We start from the raw sequence: 18619 nt of genomic DNA, 5'->3' as shown, positions 1-18619 counted from the left end.
CCGGCCCTACACGTACCGCTTGATCTCCCGCCGGGCCAGCGAGCGCTGGTGCACCTCGTCCGGGCCGTCCGCCAGCCGCAACGTCCGTGCCGCCGCCCACAGTTCGGCCAGCGGGAAGTCCTGGCTCACCCCGCCCGCGCCGTGCAGCTGCACCGCCCGGTCGAGGATGTCGACCACCGCGCGCGGGGTGGCGATCTTGATGGCCTGGATCTCCGTGTGCGCGCCCCGGTTGCCCACCGTGTCCATCAGCCATGCCGTCTTCAGCACCAGCAGCCGCAGCTGCTCCACCGTGACCCGGGCGTCCGCGATCCAGTTCTGCACGACGCCCTGCTGGGCGAGCGGCTTGCCGAAGGCCGTACGGGACACCGCCCGCCTGCACATCAGCTCGATGGCCCGCTCGGCCATGCCGATCAGCCGCATGCAGTGGTGGATCCGGCCCGGTCCGAGCCGTGCCTGGGCGATGGCGAAGCCGCCGCCCTCCTCGCCGATCAGATTCGCGGCCGGCACCCGCACATCGGTGAACACGACCTCCGCGTGACCGCCGTGGTAGTGGTCCTCGTAGCCGTACACCCGCATCGCGCGGCGCACTTCGAGACCGGGGGTGTCGCGGGGGACCAGGATCATCGACTGCTGGCGGCGGATGTCCGGGCCGTCGGGGTCGGTCTTGCCCATCACGACGAAGATCTCGCAGCCCGGGTTCATCGCCCCGGAGATGTACCACTTGCGGCCGTTGACGACGTAGTCACCGCCGTCCCGCACGATCCGGGTCTCGATGTTCGTCGCGTCCGACGAGGCGACCTCGGGCTCCGTCATCGCGAACGCCGAGCGGATCTCACCGGCCAGCAGCGGCTCCAGCCACCGCTTCTTCTGCTCGTCCGTGGCGAACTGGAAGAGCACCTCCATGTTCCCGGTGTCCGGGGCCGCGCAGTTCAGTGCGGTCGGCGCCAACTGCGGGGAACGGCCGGTGATCTCGGCGAGCGGCGCGTACTGGAGGTTGGTCAGCCCGGCCCCGTACCCGGCGTCGGGCAGGAAGAGGTTCCACAGCCCCTGCCTGCGCGCCTCGGCCTTCAGATCCTCGACGACCTGCGGGGTGTCCCACGGGGAGGCCAGCAGTGCGCGCTGCTCGTCCGCGGTCTTCTCGGCCGGGTACACGTACTCGTCCATGAAGGCGAGCAGCCTGCCGCGCAGCTCTTCGGTGCGGGCGTCGAATGCGAAGTCCATGGGGGTGATCAGCCTTCCTGGAGGGTGGTGAGGCCGTGCTCGATGAAGACGGGGACGAGATCGCCGATGCGGTCGAAGCCGGCGCCGACGGTCCGGCCCAGGGTGTAGCGGTAGTGGATGCCCTCCAGGATCACGGCGAGCTTGAACCAGGCGAACGCGGTGTACCAGGAGATGGCGGAGGTGTCCCGGCCGGAGCGGGCGGCATAGCGCTCGATCAGCTCGGCGGGGGAGGGGTGGCCCGCCGCGCCGCTGGTGGTGGAGACCGGGGAGTCGGCCAGGCCGAGATCGGAGCTGTACATCACCAGCAGCCCGAGGTCGGTCAGCGGGTCGCCGAGCGTCGACATCTCCCAGTCGAGTACGGCCCTGATCTCGTCGTCCGGGCCGATCAGGACGTTGTCCAGGCGGTAGTCGCCGTGCACGACGGTGGGCGCGGGGGAGACGGGCAGCTCGCGGCCGAGCGCGGCGTGCAGCTCGTCGATGCCGGGCAGCTCGCGGCCCCGCGAGGCGTCCAGCTGCTTGCCCCAGCGGCGCAGCTGCCGGTCGAGGAAGCCCTCGGGCCGCCCGAAGTCCCCGAGCCCGACGGATCCGGGGTCCACGGAGTGCAGTGTGACCAGGGTGTCGACGAGCCCGAGGACCGCATCCCGGGTGCGCTCGGCGCCCAGCGGGGCGAGCTGCCCGGCGGTGCGGTACGGAGTGCCCTCGACGTACTCCATGACGTAGAAGGGCGCCCCGATCACCGAGTCGTCCTCGCAGAGCAGCACCGGTTCGGGTACCGGAACGGCCGTCGGGTGCAGGGCGCTGATCACCCGGTGCTCGCGCTTCATGTCGTGCGCGGTGGCCAGCACATGGCCCAGCGGGGGCCTGCGGACGACCCAGCGGCCGGTGCCGTCCGTGACGACGTACGTCAGGTTCGACCGGCCGCCCTCGATGATCCGGGCTTCGAGCGGTCCGCTCACCAGGCCCGGCCGCTCGCGGTCGAGATGCCCGCGCAGCCGGTCGAGGTCGAGACCTGGCGGGTGGACTGGGCTCATCGTGCACACCTCCGGGGGTGAAAGACGGTCGGAGACCATCATGCCGACCAGTCGGTATGTCGTCCAGTGGGCGCCCGGGCCCAGTGACCGGACCCGGTCGCTACTTGGCCCGGAGTCTGGCGTTCAGTCGTATCTCTGAATAAGGTTCACGTATGAATACCGAGCTGCTGATCGACGAAGTCCGGCTGACTCCGATCCTGATAGCCGACCCGCCGCTGCTCAACACCCAGGGTGTCCACCAGCCCCACACCCCGCGGCTCATCGTCGAGGTCGTCACCCGCGGCGGAGTCACCGGCATCGGCGAGACGTACGGGGACGGCAAGTACCTCGAACTCGCCCGTCCGCTCGCCACCGCCCTCGCCGGACGCCCGGTCAGCGATCTGAACGGCCTGTTCGCTCTGGCCGACGAGGTGTGCGGCGATTCGCGCGCCGCCGACGACCGGGTCGACGCCGGCGGACTGCGCGGCGTCCAGACCGCCGACAAGCTCCGGCTCTCCGTCGTCTCCGGCTTCGAGGTCGCCTGCCTGGACGCGCTGGGCAAGTCCCTCGGCCTGCCCGTGCACGCCCTGCTCGGCGGGAAGGTCCGCGACCGCGTCGAGTACAGCGCCTATCTCTTCTACCGCTGGGCCGCCCACCCCGACGGCGGCGAGAAGGACGACTGGGGCGCCGCCCTCGACCCGGCCGGCGTCGTCGCCCAGGCCCGGCGCTTCGCCCGCGAGTACGGCTTCTCCTCCTTCAAGCTCAAGGGCGGGGTCTTCGAACCCGACCGGGAGATCGCCGCGATCCGCGCCCTGGCCCAGGAGTTCCCCGGACAGCCACTGCGCCTCGACCCCAACGGCGCCTGGTCCGTCGAGACCTCGCTGTATGTCGCCGAGCAATTGAAGGACGTACTCGAATACCTGGAGGACCCGGCGAGCGGCACGGAGCTGATGGCCGAGGTCGCCGCCGGCACCGGCGTACCGCTGGCCACCAACATGTGTGTGACCACCCTCGCCGAGGTGCCGGAGGCCTTCGCCCGGGGCGCCGTGCAGGTGGTCCTCTCCGACCACCACTACTGGGGCGGGCTGCACCGCACCCGTGAGCTGGCCGGGATCTGCCGCACCTTCGGCGTCGGACTCTCCATGCACTCCAACACCCACCTCGGCATCAGCCTCGCCGCGATGACCCATGTCGCGGCCACCGTGCCCAACCTGGACTACGCCTGCGACAGCCACTACCCCTGGCAGACCGAGGACGTCATCACCGCCCGCCACGTCTTCGAGGACGGCCGGCTCACCGTGTCCGACGCGCCCGGCCTGGGCGTCGAGCTCGACCGCGAACGCCTGGCCGCACTCCACCGGCGCTGGCTCGACGACGACGGCACGATGCGCGAGCGCGACGACGCGGCCGCCATGCGCAAGGCCGAGCCGGCGTGGCGGACACCGTCGATCCCGCGCTGGTGACGGCCCCGCCGCCCGGGCGGCGGGCCTGAGTTGCGGGTGCCCGGACCCGCACCGATGGTCGGGGCATGAAGGCGATCAGCTACAGCGGGTACGGCGGGGCCGAGGTGCTGGAGTACGGCGAGCGGCCCGACCCCAGGGTCGGCCCGGACACCGTCCTGGTGAAGGTGCGGGCCGCGGCCGTCAACCCGGTCGACTGGAAGGCCCGCGAGGGCTGCCTCGACGCCGCACTGGAGGCCGTGTTCCCGGTGATCCCCGGCTGGGACGTGTCCGGCGTCGTCGTGCAGCCCGGGATGGCCGTCGACGAGTTCTCGGTCGGCGACGAGGTCATCGGCTACGTACGGGAGGACTTCCTGAGCCGGGGCACCCTCGCCGAGTACGTCGCCGCCCCCGTGCGCACCCTGGCCCGCAAACCGCTGAGCCTGAGCTTCGAGGAGGCGGCCGGACTGCCGCTGGCCGGTCTCACCGCCTACCAGGTCCTGCACCGCACCCTGCGGATCCGGGAGGGCGAGACGGTCCTCGTCCACGCGGCGGCCGGCGGGGTGGGTTCCTTCGCGGTCCAGCTCGCCCGGCACACGGGCGCCCGCGTCATCGGCACCGCGAGCGAGCACAACCACGCGTACGTCCGGCAGCTCGGCGGGGAACCGGTGGCCTACGGGGACGGCCTCGCCGACCGGTTGCGGGCCCTGGCCCCGGACGGCATCGACGCCGCGTTCGACACCGTCGGCGGGGAGGCGCTCCGGGTCTCCGCCGAGGTGCTGCGGCCCGGCGGACGACTGGCCTCCATCGCGGACGGCGAGGTCCTCGCCTACGGCGGCCACTACGCCTACGTACGCCCCGACGCGACCGACCTCACCCATCTGGCCGAACTGGCCGAACAGGGCATCGTCTCGGTCCATGTGGATCGGGTCTTCCCGCTGGAGCGGGCGGCGGACGCCTACCGGCTCAACGAACAGGGGCGCACCCGCGGAAAGATCGTCGTCACCGTGGACTGGGAGGTCCCGGACCTCGGCCCGGACGTCTGACCGTCCCGCACCCGGACGCCCGACGGCCCCGCATCCGGTCCCGGGCGCGTCCGGGGACCGGGTCAGAACAGCATGGCCGCGGCGAACACCGCGAGCGCGACCGTGCACGCCGCCGCCGTCAGCGCGCCGCGTGCCGACAGCGGGCGCGGCCGCGCGGTCCCCATCCCGAGCACCCGCAGATGCGCCACCCGCAGAAAACCCAGCCAGGCCAGCGCGCTCAGCGACACCGCCACGATCGCGGCCGGGCCCGCCCCGCCGTGCAACGCCTGCCTGACCGCCAGCAGCGCCACCACCGTGCACGACAGCGTCGTACGCCGCCAGGCCAGCCGGGTCCGCTCGGGCTGGAGGCCGGGGTCGCGCGCCGGCGTGGTCACCGGCCCTCCCAGCCGAAGAGGACCACCACCACCATCGCCACGGCGACGACTCCGACGGCCAGTCCGAGCAGCGTCGGGAACCGCGAGACCGGCAGGTCCTCGCCGCGCCGCATCGCCCGCTCGCACCGCACCCAGTGGTTGACCGCCCGCAGCGCGCACAGCACCCCGGCCGCCAGCAGCCCGAGCGCCAGACCGGCCCGGACGCCCCACGCCAGCTCCGGCAGGAACTGGTCGACCGCGAACCCGCCGCCGATCAGTGCCAGAGCCGTCCGGATCCAGGCGAGGAAGGTCCGCTCGTTGGCGAGCGAGAACCGGTAGTCCGGGGTGTCGCCCTCGTCGCGGATGCGCTGCGGAGCGAACCACAGCCGCAGGCTCTGTACGAACTCGTTCACGCGTGAACCTTATCTGCCGCTTTGTGGATACCGGGCGCCGCGCTCAGGAGGCCGCTCCGCCCGCCCGGAAGGCGCGCAGCCTGCGGTACGCCTCCAGGCCGTCCGGCACCCACTCCCGCTCGCCGATCCGCCGGGCCAGCTCGTCATCGGTGAGAAAGGTGTGCCAGGCGACCTCCTCCACCTGCGGATTCACCGGCAGCTCGCACCGTACCCGGTAGACGTACGACCACCAGGAGTGCCCGGCGGTCTCGTAGAGGAACTTGAAGAGCGGCTCCGGCCGGGGGAGCCCGGACACCCCCAGCTCCTCCTCGGCCTCCCGCAGCGCCGCCTCGTCGTACGACTCGCCGGCGCCGACCACCCCGCCGACGAACATGTCGTAGTGCGAGGGGAAGACCAGCTTGCCCGGCGTCCTGCGGTGGACGAACAGCCGGCCCTCCGCGTCCCGGACCTCGATGAAGACACAGCGATGGCGAAGGCCCCGCGCGGTCGCCTCACCGCGCGGGGCCTGCCCCACGACCGCGTCGTTCTCGTCGACGATGTCCAGGATCTCGTCAGAAGGAGTCATGCTCCTCATCCAACATCAGGCCATCGCGGGAGGGGCTACTGGCCCATGACGTACTTGACGGTCGGACCCGTGGTCCAGCCGCCGTCCACGGCCAGCTCGGCACCGGTGACGTACGAGGCGGCGTCCGAGAGCAGGAAGGCGACCGCCTCCGCGATCTCGGGGGCCTCGCCGACCCGGCCCATCGGGGTGTTCGGGTAGTTGCCCTCGCCCTGCTGGATGCCGACGGACGCGGTCATCGGCGTGTAGACCATGCCCGGGTGCACGGAGTTCACCCGGATCCTCGCCGTGCCCAGCTCCACCGCGCCGACCTTCGTCAGGCCGCGCACGCCCCACTTCGAGGCGCCGTAGCTGGAGGTCAGGGCGAGGCCCATCAGGCCGGCGGCCGAGGAGATGTTGACGATCGAACCGCCGCCGTTCTCCTTCATCACCGGGATCACGGTCTTCATGCCTATGAAGACGGCCGTCAGGTTGATGTCGATGACCTTGCGGAAGTGCTCGACGGACTCGGTCTCCAGCGGCATACCGGTCGACACCCCGGCGTTGTTGACCAGGCCGTCGATCCGTCCGAACTCGGCGACGGCGAACTCCGCGACGCGCCGCCAGTCCTCCTCGGAGGTCACGTCGTGGTGCGCGAAGCGGGCCTTGGCGCCCAGCTCCGCGGCGGTGGCGGCGCCCTCCTCGTCGAGCACGTCGGTGATCACCACATTGGCCCCGTTCGCCACCGCGAGGCGCGCGGCCTCGGCACCCAGGCCCCGGGCGCCGCCGGTGATGACGACGGTCTTGTCGCTGAGCTTGCTCTTGTCGGTCATGTCGCTTCCTTCATGTGGTGCAGGTGGCATGTGGTGCCGGTGCTGAGTGGTGCGGGTGGTCACGCGTGGCCCGGCACGGGGGCGTGCAGGAACGCGTGGGTGGTCTCGACGAGATCGGCGAGGAAGAGCTCGTCGCCGGTCAGCGGCTCGATGCCGTCGAGACGTTGGTGGGCGCGGTCGGCCATCGCCGCCCCGATCAGGGTGAGCGCCAGATCGAGCCGCTCCAGGCGGACGGGGCCGGGCAGCGCGCCCAGCCGGTCCCCGATGCGGCCGATCAGCCGCCCGTAGTTGGTGCCGTCCAGGGTGGGGTGCAGCCGGCCGGTCCGCAGCCCGGTCTCATGGGTGAGCTGGGCCGAGATCCGCAGACACCGGCGGCCGCGGTCGTCGGCGAGCAGGCTCGCCTCGGCCGTCATCAGCGCGGTGAGCAGCTCCCGTACGCCGCAGTCCTCGCCCAGCCGGGCGAGCAGCGGCGTCAGCACCTGTTCGGTACGGGCCAGACGGCCGGCCATCACCGCGTCGAGCAGCCCGGCCCGGGAGCCGAAGTGGTACTGGACCGCGGAAGGGTTGCTCTGCCCGGCCAGCCGGACGATGTCCCGCAGCTGGGCGCCGTCGGTGCCCTGTGCCGCGAAGACCTCCTCGGCCGCGCGGATCAGCTTCTCCCTGGTCTCCTGTCCGGAGGTTCGCGCCATGCGCCCACTCTAATGCTGGCCATTATTAAAAACCAGCGGGCGGACGCCCCCGGCGACCGGGCGGGTCCGCTCAGTTCGGCTGGAGGCTCTTCTCGCGGCGCCCGCCCACCGGCCCCTCCGGCATCGCCGGATGCAGCCCGAGCAGCACGATTCCGGCGACGATCGCCGCCAGACCGGCCGCCTGCCAGGCCAGCGCGCCGGTGTCGGTGCGCAACTGGTCGCCGAGGAAACCGACCCCGCAGGCGATCCCGGCCAGCGGCTGGGCGGCCGTCAGCGGCGGCAGCGAGACCCGGAGCGGGCCCGTCTCGAAGGCGCTCTGCACCAGCAGCAGCCCGGTCACCCCAAGCACCAGCACCGCGTACGGCTGCCACGCCGTCACCAGGGCCGTCCACCCCTCGTCGGACAGCCGCTGGCCGGTGACCCGGGTGAGCGCGTCCTGCAGTCCGTACAGCAGCCCGGCCGCCACGGCGAGCAGCGCGGGGGCGGCCCCCGAGTCGGAGCGCTTGGCGAAGGCGGTGAGCAGCAGGGCGGCGCCCACGACGACACCGATCACCAGCCAGTGCCGCAGCGCGCTGGTCACCGCCTCGCCGCCCTGCGGCTGACCCGCCAGCAGAAAGGCGGCGACCCCGCCGGCCAGCAGCCAGAGTCCGGCCCAGCCCTGATGGCCGAGCCGCTGACCGGTCCGATGGCGCGACAGGGCCATGGCGAAGAGCAGATTGGTCGCGAGGAGTGGTTCGACGACGGACACCTCGCCCTTGCCCAGGGCCAGGGCGCCCAGCACCATGCCGCAGACCATCAGCCCGATTCCGGCCAGCCAGCTCGGCACCCGCATCAGATCGAGCAGCAGCCGCGGCGAGAGGTAGTCGCTCCGCGGGGCGTGCGAGGCGGCGGCCTGCTGCAGGACGAATCCGAATCCCAGGCAGCAGGCGGCACTCACGGCGAGTACGACGATCAGCACCGACACGCTTCTACCTCAAGTCAGGCCAGAAGTGGGTGATTTGTTTCGACGATAGCGCCTGCGCCCCGGGGGTGCGGCCGGGACGCCGCCGACCGGGCGGTTGACGCCGGAGCGAGCGGTGCCGAAGATCTGACGCACGAGTAACTTCCGGCGCCGGGGGGACGGTGCCGGAGCCCGACCGTGGCCGTGACCGGATCGCCCCGACAAGGATGGAACCCATGGCGTACGACGCTGATGTGATCGTGATCGGGGCAGGGCTCGCAGGCCTGGTGGCCACCGCCGAGCTGGTCGACGCGGGCCGCTCGGTGATCCTGCTCGACCAGGAGCCCGAGCAGTCGATCGGCGGCCAGGCCCACTGGTCCTTCGGCGGCCTCTTCCTCGTCGACTCGCCCGAGCAGCGCCGGATGCGGGTCAAGGACAGCCATGAGCTGGCCCTGCAGGACTGGCTCGGCACGGCGGGCTTCGACCGCGAGGAGGACCACTGGCCGCGGAAGTGGGCCGAGGCGTACGTCGACTTCGCGGCCGGTGAGAAGCGCTCCTGGCTGCACGCCCAGGGGCTGCGGATCTTCCCGGTCGTCGGCTGGGCCGAGCGAGGCGGCTACGACGCGAACGGCCACGGCAACTCCGTGCCCCGCTTCCACATCACCTGGGGCACCGGCCCCGGCGTCGTCGCCCCCTTCGAGCGCCGGGTCCGCGAGGGCGTCGCCAAGGGCCTCGTACGGTTCCGGTTCCGGCACCGGGTCACCGGCCTCGGCCGTACCGCCGGCGCCGTCGACACCGTGACCGGCGAGGTGCTGGAGCCGAGCGGGGCGGCCCGGGGCACCGCGAGCAGCCGGGGGACGGCCGGCACGTTCGAGCTGCGGGCCCAGGCGGTGGTCGTCACCTCCGGCGGCATCGGCGGCAACCACGACCTCGTGCGCAAGCAGTGGCCCGCGCGGCTGGGCACCCCGCCCGCGAAGATGCTCTCCGGCGTCCCCGCCCATGTCGACGGGCTCATGCTCGGCATCGCCGAGGAGGCCGGCGCCCACCACATCAACCGCGACCGGATGTGGCACTACACCGAGGGCATCGAGAACTGGAACCCGATCTGGGCCAAGCACGGCATCCGGATCCTGCCCGGACCGTCCTCGCTCTGGCTGGACGCCACCGGCAAGCGCCTCCCGGTCCCGCTCTTCCCCGGCTTCGACACCCTGGGCACCCTCGAACACATCATGAGGTCCGGCCACGACCACACCTGGTTCGTCCTCGACCAGAAGATCATCGGCAAGGAGTTCGCGCTCTCCGGCTCCGAGCAGAACCCGGACCTCACCGGAAAGTCGATCCGCGACGTCATAGGCCGGGCCCGCGCCGACGTACCGGCCCCGGTGAAGGCGTTCATGGACAACGGAGCGGACTTCGTCGTCGAGAAGGACCTCGCCGCACTTGTCCGGGGCATGAACGCCCTCACCGAGAAGCCGCTGATCGACGAGGCCGAACTGCGCCGCGAGATCACCGCCCGCGACCGCGAGGTCGCCAATCCCTTCACCAAGGACCTCCAGATCACCGCGATCCGAGGGGCCCGCACCTACCTCGGCGACAAGCTGATCCGCACCGCCGCGCCGCACCGCATCCTCGACCCCAAGGCCGGCCCGCTGATCGCCGTCCGGCTGAACATCCTGACCCGCAAGTCGCTCGGCGGCCTGGAGACGGACCTGTCCTCCCGGGTGCTCACCGCGGACGGCACCCCGCTGGAGGGTGTGTACGCGGCGGGGGAGGCGGCCGGCTTCGGCGGCGGCGGCGTACACGGCTACCGGTCGCTGGAAGGCACCTTCCTCGGCGGCTGCATCTTCTCCGGCCGCGCGGCCGGGCGGGCGGCGGCGAAGGCGGTCGGCTAGGGCGGTCGGCCAGGGCGGTCTCGCGGTGCCGGTACCGGCCCGCAGCCAGTTCCGTACCGCTCCGTTCGGTACGGCCCAGGGCGGCCGGACCCGCCCCCGGCGGGCGTGGATAGAGTCGTGGCGTGAAGATCCCGCGTCTCCTCGACGGCCGGCTGAAGCTCCGCCACCTGGTTCTCGTCGACGCGCTCTCCCGGCAGGGAAGCGTCGTCGGCGCCGCCGCGGAGCTGCACGTGACCCAGCCCGCCGCCACCCGCAGTCTGCACGAGCTGGAGGACATCCTCGGCGTCCCGCTCTACGAACGCGGGCCCCGGGGCGTCACCGCCACCGTGTTCGGAGAGGCGTTCACCGAGCACGCCCGGTCCGTGCTCGCCCAGCTCGCGCAGGCGGGCCGCCATGTGGTGGAGCTGGCCGACGCCGACCGCGGCACGGTCATCGTCGGCACCCATCTGGCCGGCTCGAACGTGCTTCTGCCGCGAGCCATCGCCGACATCAAGAAGGAGCGCCCCTATCTGACGGTGATCGTCCGGGAGGCGTCGCCGGAGGCTCTGCTCCTGGAACTGGAGGCCGGCCGGATCGACTTCGTCGTCGGTCGGCTCACGGTCCCCTCCGACGAGCGGACGGTGCGCCGCAAGCTCTACGACGAGTCGGTCGAACTCGTGGTCAGGGCCTCGCACCCGCTTGCCGGGCAGAGTGCGGTGGAGCTTGCGGACCTGCCGGACTATCCCTGGATCCTGCCGGGCGCGGAGACCGCGCTGCGACGGGAGATCGAGGAGTTCTTCGCCCGGCACGGCATGCCGCTGCCGATGAACCGGGTCGAGACGACCTCGTTCCTGACCGTGCGCCAGCTTCTGCTGGAGACCGATGTCGTCGCGGCGCTGCCCGGTCTGATCATCCGGGACGACACCCGTATCGTCCGGCTGGCGGTGCCGCTGGATCCGATCGGGCACAGCGTCGGGCTGACCCTGTCGGCCGCCCGGGCGCTGGGCCCGTCCGCGCAGGCGCTGATCCGGAGCCTGGAGGACATCGCCGCCGGCATGGCGTCGCAGAGCGCGGCCGGCGGTAACGGTCCGCTGTAGGCCGTGCCGTCGAACCGCCGCCGCCGCCCGAAGGCGGCCGTGCGGCGATTCTGGCGAAAGGCCCTGAGGGCTGTCCCGCCCTCAGGGACGGGTGAGCCCCAGGAAGTGCTCGGCGTTGCCGTGCGTGATCAGCTCCCGGCTGCGGTCGTCCAGGAAGGAGCTCTTGCGGACCACCTCACCGACCGGCCGTTCTCCCAGCGGGTACGGATAGTCGCTGCCCACCATCACCCGGTCCGCACCGACCGTGTCGACCAGCAGCCGCAGGGCACGATCGTCGAACACCACCGAGTCGACGTAGAAACGGCCCAGATAGTGCGAGGGCGGGTACTCGGAGGTGCCGATGACGTCGTGCCGGCCGTGCCAGGCGTTCTCCATCCGGCCGAGCCAGAACGCGAACGAGCCGCCGCCGTGCGCGAAACAGATCTTCAGCCGGTCGTCGATCCGGTCGAAGGCCCCGCCCAGGATCAGGGCGAGGATCGACAGATGGGTCTCGGCGGGCATGGCCGTGAGCCACTGCGCCATCCACCGGTCCAGCCGCGGCGAACTCGCCATGTCCCAGGGGTGCACGAACACCGGCACATCGAGCGAGGCGCAGTGCTGGAGGAAGGTGACGACCCCTTCGCTGTCCAGGTCGCGATCCCCGACATGATTGCCGATCTCCACGCCCCGGTGCCCGTTGGCGATGCTCCGTTCCAGCTCGCGGCAGGCCGCGTCGGGATCCTGCAACGGCACCTGGCAGAACGGGATCAGCCGGTCCGGCGCCGGCGCGGTGATCTCCAGCGCGAGATCGTTGAAGATCCGTGAGACCTTGGCGGCCTCGGCCCCGCTGCGCCCGTAGGTGAAGAACGCCGGGGTGGGGGAGACCACTTGACGGTGCACCCCGTCCGCGTCCATGTCCCGCAGCCGGGTCCCGGCGTCCCAGGCATCGGCCCGGATCCGCCGGAACTCTCTGGAACCCATCATGACCACGGCGTCCGACTCGGACTCGATCCGCAGCCAGGGCGCGTCCGGACCGGCCTCGGCCGTCAGATCCGGCCAGCCGCGCGGAACGTAATGCGTGTGTACGTCGATCGTGCGGTCCACGCTCAGCCCTTCCCGGGATGCAGAGCACCGCACTCGGGGCACGTACGCGCCTTCTCGTCGCCGTAGAACTCGGCGAAGACCGGCGGCAGATCCGCGACGATGTCCCGCACCTGGAGCTCGACCTCATGGATCTTCGTGGCGCACTCGGGGCAGTACCACTGGAACCGCTCCGGAGTGCCCTCCTCCCGGACCCGCTCGATGACCAGCCCGATCGACCCGGCCTCCGGCCGCTGCGGGGAATGCGGCACATTGCCGGGCAGCAGCCAGACCTCGCCCTGCCGGATGTGTACGGTCCGCGGTCCCTCCTCGGTCATGAGGTCGACATGCATATCGCCCTTGACCTGGTAGAACCACTCCTCGTACGGGTCGAGGTGGAAGTCGGTCCGCTGGTTGGGCCCGCCGACGACCTGGACGATGAAGTCCCGGCCCAGGGACATGGTGCGGTTGTTCACCGGCGGCTTGAGCAGGTGCTCGTGCTCGGTGATCCAGCCCTGGAAATCGATGACCGGGGGAATGGCGGTCATGAGGACACCTCCGTGCTGTGCGCTCTGTGTGACTGGCGCGGCCGCGGCAGATGGGCGACCGCCTGGATCTCGATCAGCAGATGGGGATGCGGCAACTGGTGCACCGCGACGGTCGTCCGGGTCGGTCCACGCTCGTCGAAGAACTCGCCGTAGACCTCGTTGTATCCGCCGAAGTCGTTCATCGACACCAGATAGGTGGTGATCTGGGCGATGTCGCAGAGCTCCGCGCCCACCTCGGCCAGGATGTCCCGGATGTTCTCGATCACCGCCCGGGTCTGCGCCCGGATGTCCAGCTCCGTGGTGCCGAACTCATCGGCCTCGACACCCACGAAGGTATTGTCCGGCCGGCGGGAACTGGTGCCGGAGACGAACACCAGGTCCCCGACGACCTTCACATGAGGGAACCGCCCGCGCGGAGCGGCCTTGCCCTCGATCACCCGTGAACCGCTCATCGGAACCCCTTCACCGTGACGGACCCGATGCCCGCCACATCGCACTCGGTGACCCCCGCGACCAGCGGCACGGCCGCCGTGGCGGCGCCCGCGAGCACCACCTGACCCGCCTTCAGCGAAATCCCGCGGCGACGGCACATGTCCAGCAGGGCGTGCAGCGCGCGCACCGGGTCACCGAGAACAGCGGCGGTCGATCCCACCGTCCGGGTCGCCGCGGTACGCAGCCGCACCGCGCGGTTGGCGACGTCCGTCAGGGGCCGCCACGGCCCGATCGCGAAGCCGGCCGCGGAGGTGTTGTCCGCGACGACATCGGTGTAGGTGAACCGGAAGTCCCGGTAACGCGAGTCGATGATCTCGACGGCCGGGGCCACGGCGTCCACGCACGACTCGATGTCCGTCGCCGGATCCTTTGGATCCACGTCCCGGCAGAGCCGGAAGGCGACCTCGGGCTCGACCTTCGGGTGGATGAAGCGCGACAGGTCGACCTCGTCGCCGTCCGCGATCCGCATGGCGTCCGTGAGCCGGCCCACGATCACGTCGGAGACACCCATCTGAGCCATCTTGGCCTTGCTGGTGAACCCCAGCTTCGCCCCCACGACCCGCTCGCCGCGGCCCACCCGAAGCGCCAGCAGCGCCGACTGCACCGCGTACGCGTCATCGATGTCGAGCTCGTGGCTGTCGGCGAGGCTCGGGGTGTCCCTGCGGGACGTCTGTGCCGTGTCCAGCCGCTGCGCCAGTATGCCGGTCAGCTCTGCCGGGATCATTTTCCGCTCCCTTCCGTGCCGGCCGCGCGCCGCGCGGCCAGGTCCAGTGCGATGTCCACGATCAGGTCCTCCTGACCGCCCACCATCTGCCGCCGGCCGACCTCCAGGAGGATCTCCCGGGTGTCGACCCCGTAACGCCGCCCCGCACGTTCGGCATGCAGCAGGAAGCTGGAGTAGACACCGGCGTAGCCGAGCGTCAGGGTCTCCCGGTCCACCTGGACCGGCCGGTCGCGCAAGGGGCGGACGATGTCGTCGGCGGCGTCCTGGAGCGCGAACAGGTCGCAGCCGTGCTCCCAGCCCAGCAGGTCCGCGACGGCGACGAACGGCTCCGCCGGGCAGTTCCCGGCCCCGGCCCCCTGACCGGCCAGTGCCACGTCGACCCGGCAGGCGCCGTGCTCCACGGCGGTCACGCTGTTGGCGACCGACAGCGAGAGGTTCTCGTGGGCGTGGATGCCGATCTCGGTCGCCTCGTCGAGCACCTCGCGGTACGCGTCGACCCGGGCGGCGACCTCGCGCATCGTCAGACGCCCGCCGGAGTCGGTGACATAGACGCAGTGCGCCCCGTACGACTCCATCAGCGCGGCCTGACGGGCCAGGCCCTCGGGGGAGTTGAGATGGCTCATCATCAGGAACCCGGACACATCCATCCCGTTCTCCCGGGCCCAGGAGATGTGCTGCGCGCTCACGTCGGCCTCGGTGCAGTGCGTCGCGACGCGCACACTGCGTACCCCGAGCGCATGGGCCCGGCGCAGATGGTCGATGGTGCCGATGCCGGGCAGCAGCAGGGTGGTCAGCTTCGCGTGTTCGAGGACGTCCGCCGCGGCTTCGATCCACTCCTCGTCGCTGTGCGCGCCGAACCCGTAGTTCGCGCTCGAACCGCCGAGCCCGTCGCCGTGCGCGACCTCGATGGCCGCGACCCCGGACCGGTCGAGCGCGGCGACGATCCGGCGCACCTGGTCGACGGTGTACATGTGCCCCATCGCGTGCATGCCGTCGCGCAGGGTCACGTCCTGGACGTACAGCTTCATGAGGTCACCCATCCTCGGAGTGCGGCGATCTTCTCCGCGGTGCGGACCGCGGCGGAGGTCATGATGTCGAGATTGCCCGCGTAGTCGGGCAGGTAGTGGCCGGCGCCGAGCACCTCCAGGAACACCGAGACCCTGACCCCGGTGACCCGCCGGCCCAGGGCCGGCACGACGGTGTCCTCGACCGGGTCGAACTGGACGTCCTGCTTGAGCCGGTAGCCGGGCACGTACTCCCGTACCGACTGCGCCATCTGCTCGACGGAGGCCACGATCCGGTCCCGGTCGGCGTCGCAGAGCCCGCCCTCGACTAGGCAGAAGACGGTGTCGCGCATGGCGAGCGGGGGCTCGGCCGGGTTGAGCACGATGATGGCCTTGCCGACCTCGGCGCCGCCGACCAGGCGGATCGCCTCGCCGGTCGTCCCGGTGAACTCGTCGATATTGGCCCGGGTTCCGGGACCGGCCGACTTCGAAGCGATGGAGGCGACGATCTCCGCGTAGGCGACCGGCGCGATCCGGGAGACCGCGGCGACGACCGGAATGGTCGCCTGACCGCCGCAGGTGACCATGTTGACGTCCCCGGCGGCGAGATGCTCGTCCAGATTGACCGACGGCACCACGAACGGTCCGAGAGCCGCCGGGGTGAGGTCGATCATCAGCTTCCCGTGTTCCGCCGCCATCCGGGCGTTGCGCACATGGGCCTTGGCCGAGGTGGCGTCGAAGACGACCTTGATGTCGGCGAATCCGGGCAGCTCCACCAGCCCGTCGATACCGCGGTGCGTGGTGGCCACCTTGAGCCGGGCGGCGCGGGCCAGGCCGTCGGAGTCCGGGTCGATGCCCACCATCGCGCCCATGCGCAGCGTCTTCGAGAGCCGCAGCACCTTGATCATGAGGTCGGTTCCGATGTTGCCGGACCCGATGACGGCCACCGGGACGGTGCCGGATGCGGTGGAACTCACTTGGTCTCCTCCTCGATGACTGCTTCGACGTCGCCGAGCCCGTCCAGCGCCAGCCGGTACCTGCCGGGGCCGCCGATCGGCACCATCGGGCCCAGCGCCCCGGACATGACGACATCCCCGGCGCGCAACGGCTGCTCCCGGGCGACCAGTTCGCGTGCCAGCCAGGCCACGGCGACGACCGGGGAGCCGAGGCAGGCGTGTCCCGCGCCGAAGGAGACCGGTTCGCCGTCCCGCTGGAGCACCATGCCGACCCGGGACAGGTCGAGCCCGCTCAGCGGATGCGGAGTGGTGCCGAGCACGAACGCGCCGCTGGAGGCGTTGTCGGCGACCGTGTCGGTGATGGCCAGGTCCCAGCCGGCGATCCGGGAATCGACGATCTCGATGGCGGGCAGCACGAACTCGGTGGCCCGCAGTACATCGGCGACGCCGGCCCCGGGCCGGTCGATGTCCCGGCCGAGCACGAAGGCGATCTCGCCCTCCGCACGTGGCTGGAGGAAGCGGTTCAGCGGCAGCGGTTCGGTGTGGGCGTACATCATGTCGTCGAGGAGCACCCCGAAATCGGGGCGGAACACGCCGAACTGCTGCTGTACGGCAGGCGCGGTGAGGCCGATCTTGGCGCCCACCACCCGGGCCCCGGCGGCGACCCTGCCGGCCGCGATCCGGCGTTGCACCTCATAGGCGGCGTCGGTGTCCTCGCGGCCCAGGAACTCCCGGACGGGAGCGCACGGGGTCCGCGATCCGGCGGCGGCGGTGAGGCGTGCCGCGGCCGCCTCGATCCGTGCGGGCAGGTCGGGGGTGTCGTGATCGGTCACAGCTGTACGCACACATTCGTCGGCTCGGTGTAGAAGTGCAGGGAGGACTCGCCGCCCTCGCGGCCGATGCCGGAGAGCCCGACACCGCCGAAGGGGGAGCGCAGATCGCGCAGGAACCAGGTGTTGACCCAGGCCATGCCCACGTTCATGGACTGCGCCACCCGGTGGCCGCGGCGCAGGTCGTTGGTCCACACCGAAGCCGCGAGACCGTACTTGGTGTCATTGGCCAGGGCGATGGCCTCCGCCTCGGTGTCGAAGGGGATCAGGGCGGCCACCGGGCCGAAGATCTCCTCGCGCACGGGCCGGTCGGCGTTGGTCAGGCCCGTCCACAGCGTCGGCTCGATCCATGAGCCGCCCGCGAGTCCGGGACCGAGCTGCGGCACGCCGCCGCCGGTGAGCACCTTCGCCCCGACCTGTTCGGCCAGTTCGAAGTAGCTCAGCACCTTGTTCCGGTGAGTTCGGGAGATCAGCGGTCCGGTGGTGGTCCGCTCGTCCAGCGGGTCGCCCAGCCGCAGGCCCCGGGCCCGCTCGGCGAGCCCCTCGGCGACATCGGCGAAGACCGAGCGCTGTACGTAGACCCGCTCGGTGCACAGGCAGACCTGGCCGGTGTTGGTGAAGACCGACCTGGTCAGCCCGGCCAGCGCCTCGTCGATGTCGACATCGTCGAAGACGACGGCGGCGTTCTTGCCGCCGAGCTCGAAGGAGACCGGACGGACGCGGGGCGCGACGGTCTTCATGACGTGCGAGCCGGTGGCCGACGAGCCGGTGAAGGTCACCCCGTCGATCCCCGGGTGCGAGGTCACGTACTCACCGGCGGAGTCGCCGCCGAAGCCGTGGACGACGTTGTACACCCCGGCGGGCAGCCCGACCTCGGCGAGTACGTCGGCCAGCAGCGCGGCGGTGGCCGGGGTCTCCTCGCTGGGCTTGACGACCAGGGCGTTGCCACAGGCCAGAGCGGGGGCGACCTTCCAGGTCAGCAGCAGGAGGGGCAGATTCCACGGGACGACGACCGCGACGACGCCGAGCGGCTTGCGTACCGCGTAGTTGAGGGCCTGCCGGCCGCCCGCGAGGTCGGTGAGAAAGGACTCCTGGCCGGCGGCGGCCACCACGTCGGCGAAGGTGCGGAAGTTCGTCAGCGCGCGGGCGACATCGAGCTCCCGGGCCTGGGTGACCGGCTTGCCGGTGTCGGCGACCTCCGCCGCGACGAATTCCTCGAAGCGCTCCTCGATCCGGTCCGCGGCCCGGCGCAGCAGCGCGGCCCGCTCCCGTACCGGCGTCGTCGCCCACCCGTCGTGCAGGGCGCGCCTGGCCGCGTTCACCGCGCGGTCCACGAGGTCCCTGTCCGCCTCGTGCACCCGGGCGAACACCCGGCCGGTCGCCGGATCGGTCTTGTCGAAGCTGCGGTTCTCGTCGGGCTCCACGAACTGCCCGGCCACGAAGTTGCGGATCCACCGCCCAGTCTCTGCCGTCATGCGTCCCACTGTGATTCGCGCAGCCATGCCGGACAAATGCGATTCTCGTACCGAGCCATACCCAAAATGGAATACCGG

Annotated in this window: 20 protein-coding genes; 4 read left to right on the top strand and 16 right to left on the bottom strand. The window is 71.4% G+C overall.

Features of this window, described 5'->3' with window-relative positions:
- Positions 1 to 6 precede the first annotated feature (6 nt).
- Positions 7 to 1221 carry an acyl-CoA dehydrogenase family protein gene (locus AADR41_RS09160; RefSeq protein ID WP_342280809.1) on the bottom strand — a complete coding sequence of 405 codons (1215 nt, stop codon included), beginning with the start codon at positions 1219 to 1221 and terminating at the stop codon, positions 7 to 9.
- Positions 1222 to 1229: 8 nt separating this feature from the next.
- A complete protein-coding gene (locus tag AADR41_RS09155; protein WP_342280808.1) occupies positions 1230 to 2252 on the bottom strand; it encodes a phosphotransferase family protein in 1023 nt (340 codons plus the stop codon).
- Positions 2253 to 2404: 152 nt separating this feature from the next.
- On the opposite strand from AADR41_RS09155, the gene AADR41_RS09150 reads away from it, so the two are divergent.
- Together AADR41_RS09150 and AADR41_RS09145 are read left to right on the top strand one after the other, a co-directional pair.
- Complete coding sequence (locus AADR41_RS09150) at positions 2405 to 3694, top strand: glucarate dehydratase family protein (RefSeq protein WP_342280807.1); 1290 nt, start codon at positions 2405 to 2407, stop codon at positions 3692 to 3694.
- A gap of 65 nt (positions 3695 to 3759) precedes the next feature.
- Entirely contained in the window at positions 3760 to 4716 is a 957-nt protein-coding gene (locus AADR41_RS09145) for an NADP-dependent oxidoreductase (protein ID WP_342280806.1), read from the top strand.
- A 62-nt stretch (positions 4717 to 4778) separates the two neighbouring features.
- Here AADR41_RS09145 and AADR41_RS09140 read toward each other — a convergent pair whose 3' ends face one another.
- The 6 genes from AADR41_RS09140 to AADR41_RS09115 all read right to left on the bottom strand — a co-directional run bounded on the left by AADR41_RS09140 (position 4779) and on the right by AADR41_RS09115 (position 8509).
- Entirely contained in the window at positions 4779 to 5090 is a 312-nt protein-coding gene (locus tag AADR41_RS09140) for a DUF202 domain-containing protein (protein ID WP_342280805.1), read from the bottom strand.
- A complete protein-coding gene (locus AADR41_RS09135) occupies positions 5087 to 5482 on the bottom strand; it encodes a YidH family protein (protein ID WP_342280804.1) in 396 nt (131 codons plus the stop codon). The genes AADR41_RS09140 and AADR41_RS09135 overlap by 4 nt, the downstream gene beginning before the upstream one ends.
- A 43-nt stretch (positions 5483 to 5525) precedes the next feature.
- A complete protein-coding gene (locus tag AADR41_RS09130; RefSeq protein ID WP_342280803.1) occupies positions 5526 to 6047 on the bottom strand; it encodes an NUDIX hydrolase in 522 nt (173 codons plus the stop codon).
- A gap of 35 nt (positions 6048 to 6082) precedes the next feature.
- On the bottom strand, positions 6083 to 6856 hold the full coding sequence (locus AADR41_RS09125) for a glucose 1-dehydrogenase (RefSeq protein ID WP_342280802.1): 774 nt from the start codon (positions 6854 to 6856) through the stop codon (positions 6083 to 6085).
- A gap of 59 nt (positions 6857 to 6915) precedes the next feature.
- Positions 6916 to 7545, bottom strand: a complete 630-nt coding sequence (locus AADR41_RS09120) for a TetR/AcrR family transcriptional regulator (RefSeq protein ID WP_342280801.1) — start codon at positions 7543 to 7545, stop codon at positions 6916 to 6918.
- 70 nt (positions 7546 to 7615) lie between these two features.
- Entirely contained in the window at positions 7616 to 8509 is an 894-nt protein-coding gene (locus tag AADR41_RS09115; RefSeq protein ID WP_342280800.1) for a DMT family transporter, read from the bottom strand.
- Between the two features lie 212 nt (positions 8510 to 8721).
- Between AADR41_RS09115 and AADR41_RS09110 the strand changes: the two genes are divergently transcribed.
- The gene (locus AADR41_RS09110; protein WP_342280799.1) at positions 8722 to 10377 is read left to right on the top strand and encodes an FAD-binding dehydrogenase; all 1656 of its coding nucleotides are present in this window, start codon (positions 8722 to 8724) and stop codon (positions 10375 to 10377) included.
- Positions 10378 to 10499: 122 nt separating this feature from the next.
- Positions 10500 to 11453 (top strand): LysR substrate-binding domain-containing protein, encoded by a 954-nt coding sequence (locus AADR41_RS09105; RefSeq protein ID WP_342280798.1) that lies wholly within the window; start codon positions 10500 to 10502, stop codon positions 11451 to 11453.
- Positions 11454 to 11534: 81 nt separating this feature from the next.
- Here AADR41_RS09105 and AADR41_RS09100 read toward each other — a convergent pair whose 3' ends face one another.
- Genes AADR41_RS09100 through AADR41_RS09065 form a run of 8 tightly spaced genes read right to left on the bottom strand, consistent with a single transcriptional unit; the run spans position 11535 to position 18541 of the window.
- A complete protein-coding gene (locus AADR41_RS09100) occupies positions 11535 to 12536 on the bottom strand; it encodes an amidohydrolase family protein (RefSeq protein WP_342280797.1) in 1002 nt (333 codons plus the stop codon).
- A gap of 2 nt (positions 12537 to 12538) precedes the next feature.
- The gene (locus AADR41_RS09095; protein ID WP_342280796.1) at positions 12539 to 13060 is read right to left on the bottom strand and encodes a 3-hydroxyanthranilate 3,4-dioxygenase; all 522 of its coding nucleotides are present in this window, start codon (positions 13058 to 13060) and stop codon (positions 12539 to 12541) included.
- On the bottom strand, positions 13057 to 13512 hold the full coding sequence (locus tag AADR41_RS09090; RefSeq protein WP_342280795.1) for a RidA family protein: 456 nt from the start codon (positions 13510 to 13512) through the stop codon (positions 13057 to 13059). The genes AADR41_RS09095 and AADR41_RS09090 overlap by 4 nt, the downstream gene beginning before the upstream one ends.
- Positions 13509 to 14276, bottom strand: a complete 768-nt coding sequence (locus tag AADR41_RS09085) for a 2-keto-4-pentenoate hydratase (protein WP_342280794.1) — start codon at positions 14274 to 14276, stop codon at positions 13509 to 13511. The genes AADR41_RS09090 and AADR41_RS09085 overlap by 4 nt, the downstream gene beginning before the upstream one ends.
- On the bottom strand, positions 14273 to 15304 hold the full coding sequence (dmpG, locus tag AADR41_RS09080) for a 4-hydroxy-2-oxovalerate aldolase (RefSeq protein WP_342280793.1): 1032 nt from the start codon (positions 15302 to 15304) through the stop codon (positions 14273 to 14275). Before dmpG ends, AADR41_RS09085 begins: the two co-directional genes overlap by 4 nt.
- Positions 15301 to 16257 (bottom strand): acetaldehyde dehydrogenase (acetylating), encoded by a 957-nt coding sequence (locus AADR41_RS09075; protein ID WP_342280792.1) that lies wholly within the window; start codon positions 16255 to 16257, stop codon positions 15301 to 15303. Before AADR41_RS09075 ends, dmpG begins: the two co-directional genes overlap by 4 nt.
- Complete coding sequence (locus AADR41_RS09070) at positions 16254 to 17069, bottom strand: 2-keto-4-pentenoate hydratase (RefSeq protein ID WP_342280791.1); 816 nt, start codon at positions 17067 to 17069, stop codon at positions 16254 to 16256. The genes AADR41_RS09075 and AADR41_RS09070 overlap by 4 nt, the downstream gene beginning before the upstream one ends.
- Positions 17066 to 18541, bottom strand: a complete 1476-nt coding sequence (locus AADR41_RS09065; RefSeq protein ID WP_342280790.1) for a 2-hydroxymuconic semialdehyde dehydrogenase — start codon at positions 18539 to 18541, stop codon at positions 17066 to 17068. The genes AADR41_RS09070 and AADR41_RS09065 overlap by 4 nt, the downstream gene beginning before the upstream one ends.
- Between the last annotated feature and the right edge of the window lie 78 nt (positions 18542 to 18619).

This window comes from Streptomyces sp. CLV115, assembly GCF_038448545.1.
GTDB lineage: Bacteria > Actinomycetota > Actinomycetes > Streptomycetales > Streptomycetaceae > Streptomyces > Streptomyces sanglieri.
Note: the sequence above shows the minus strand (reverse complement) of the source record. Positions and strands in the feature narration are given on the sequence as shown.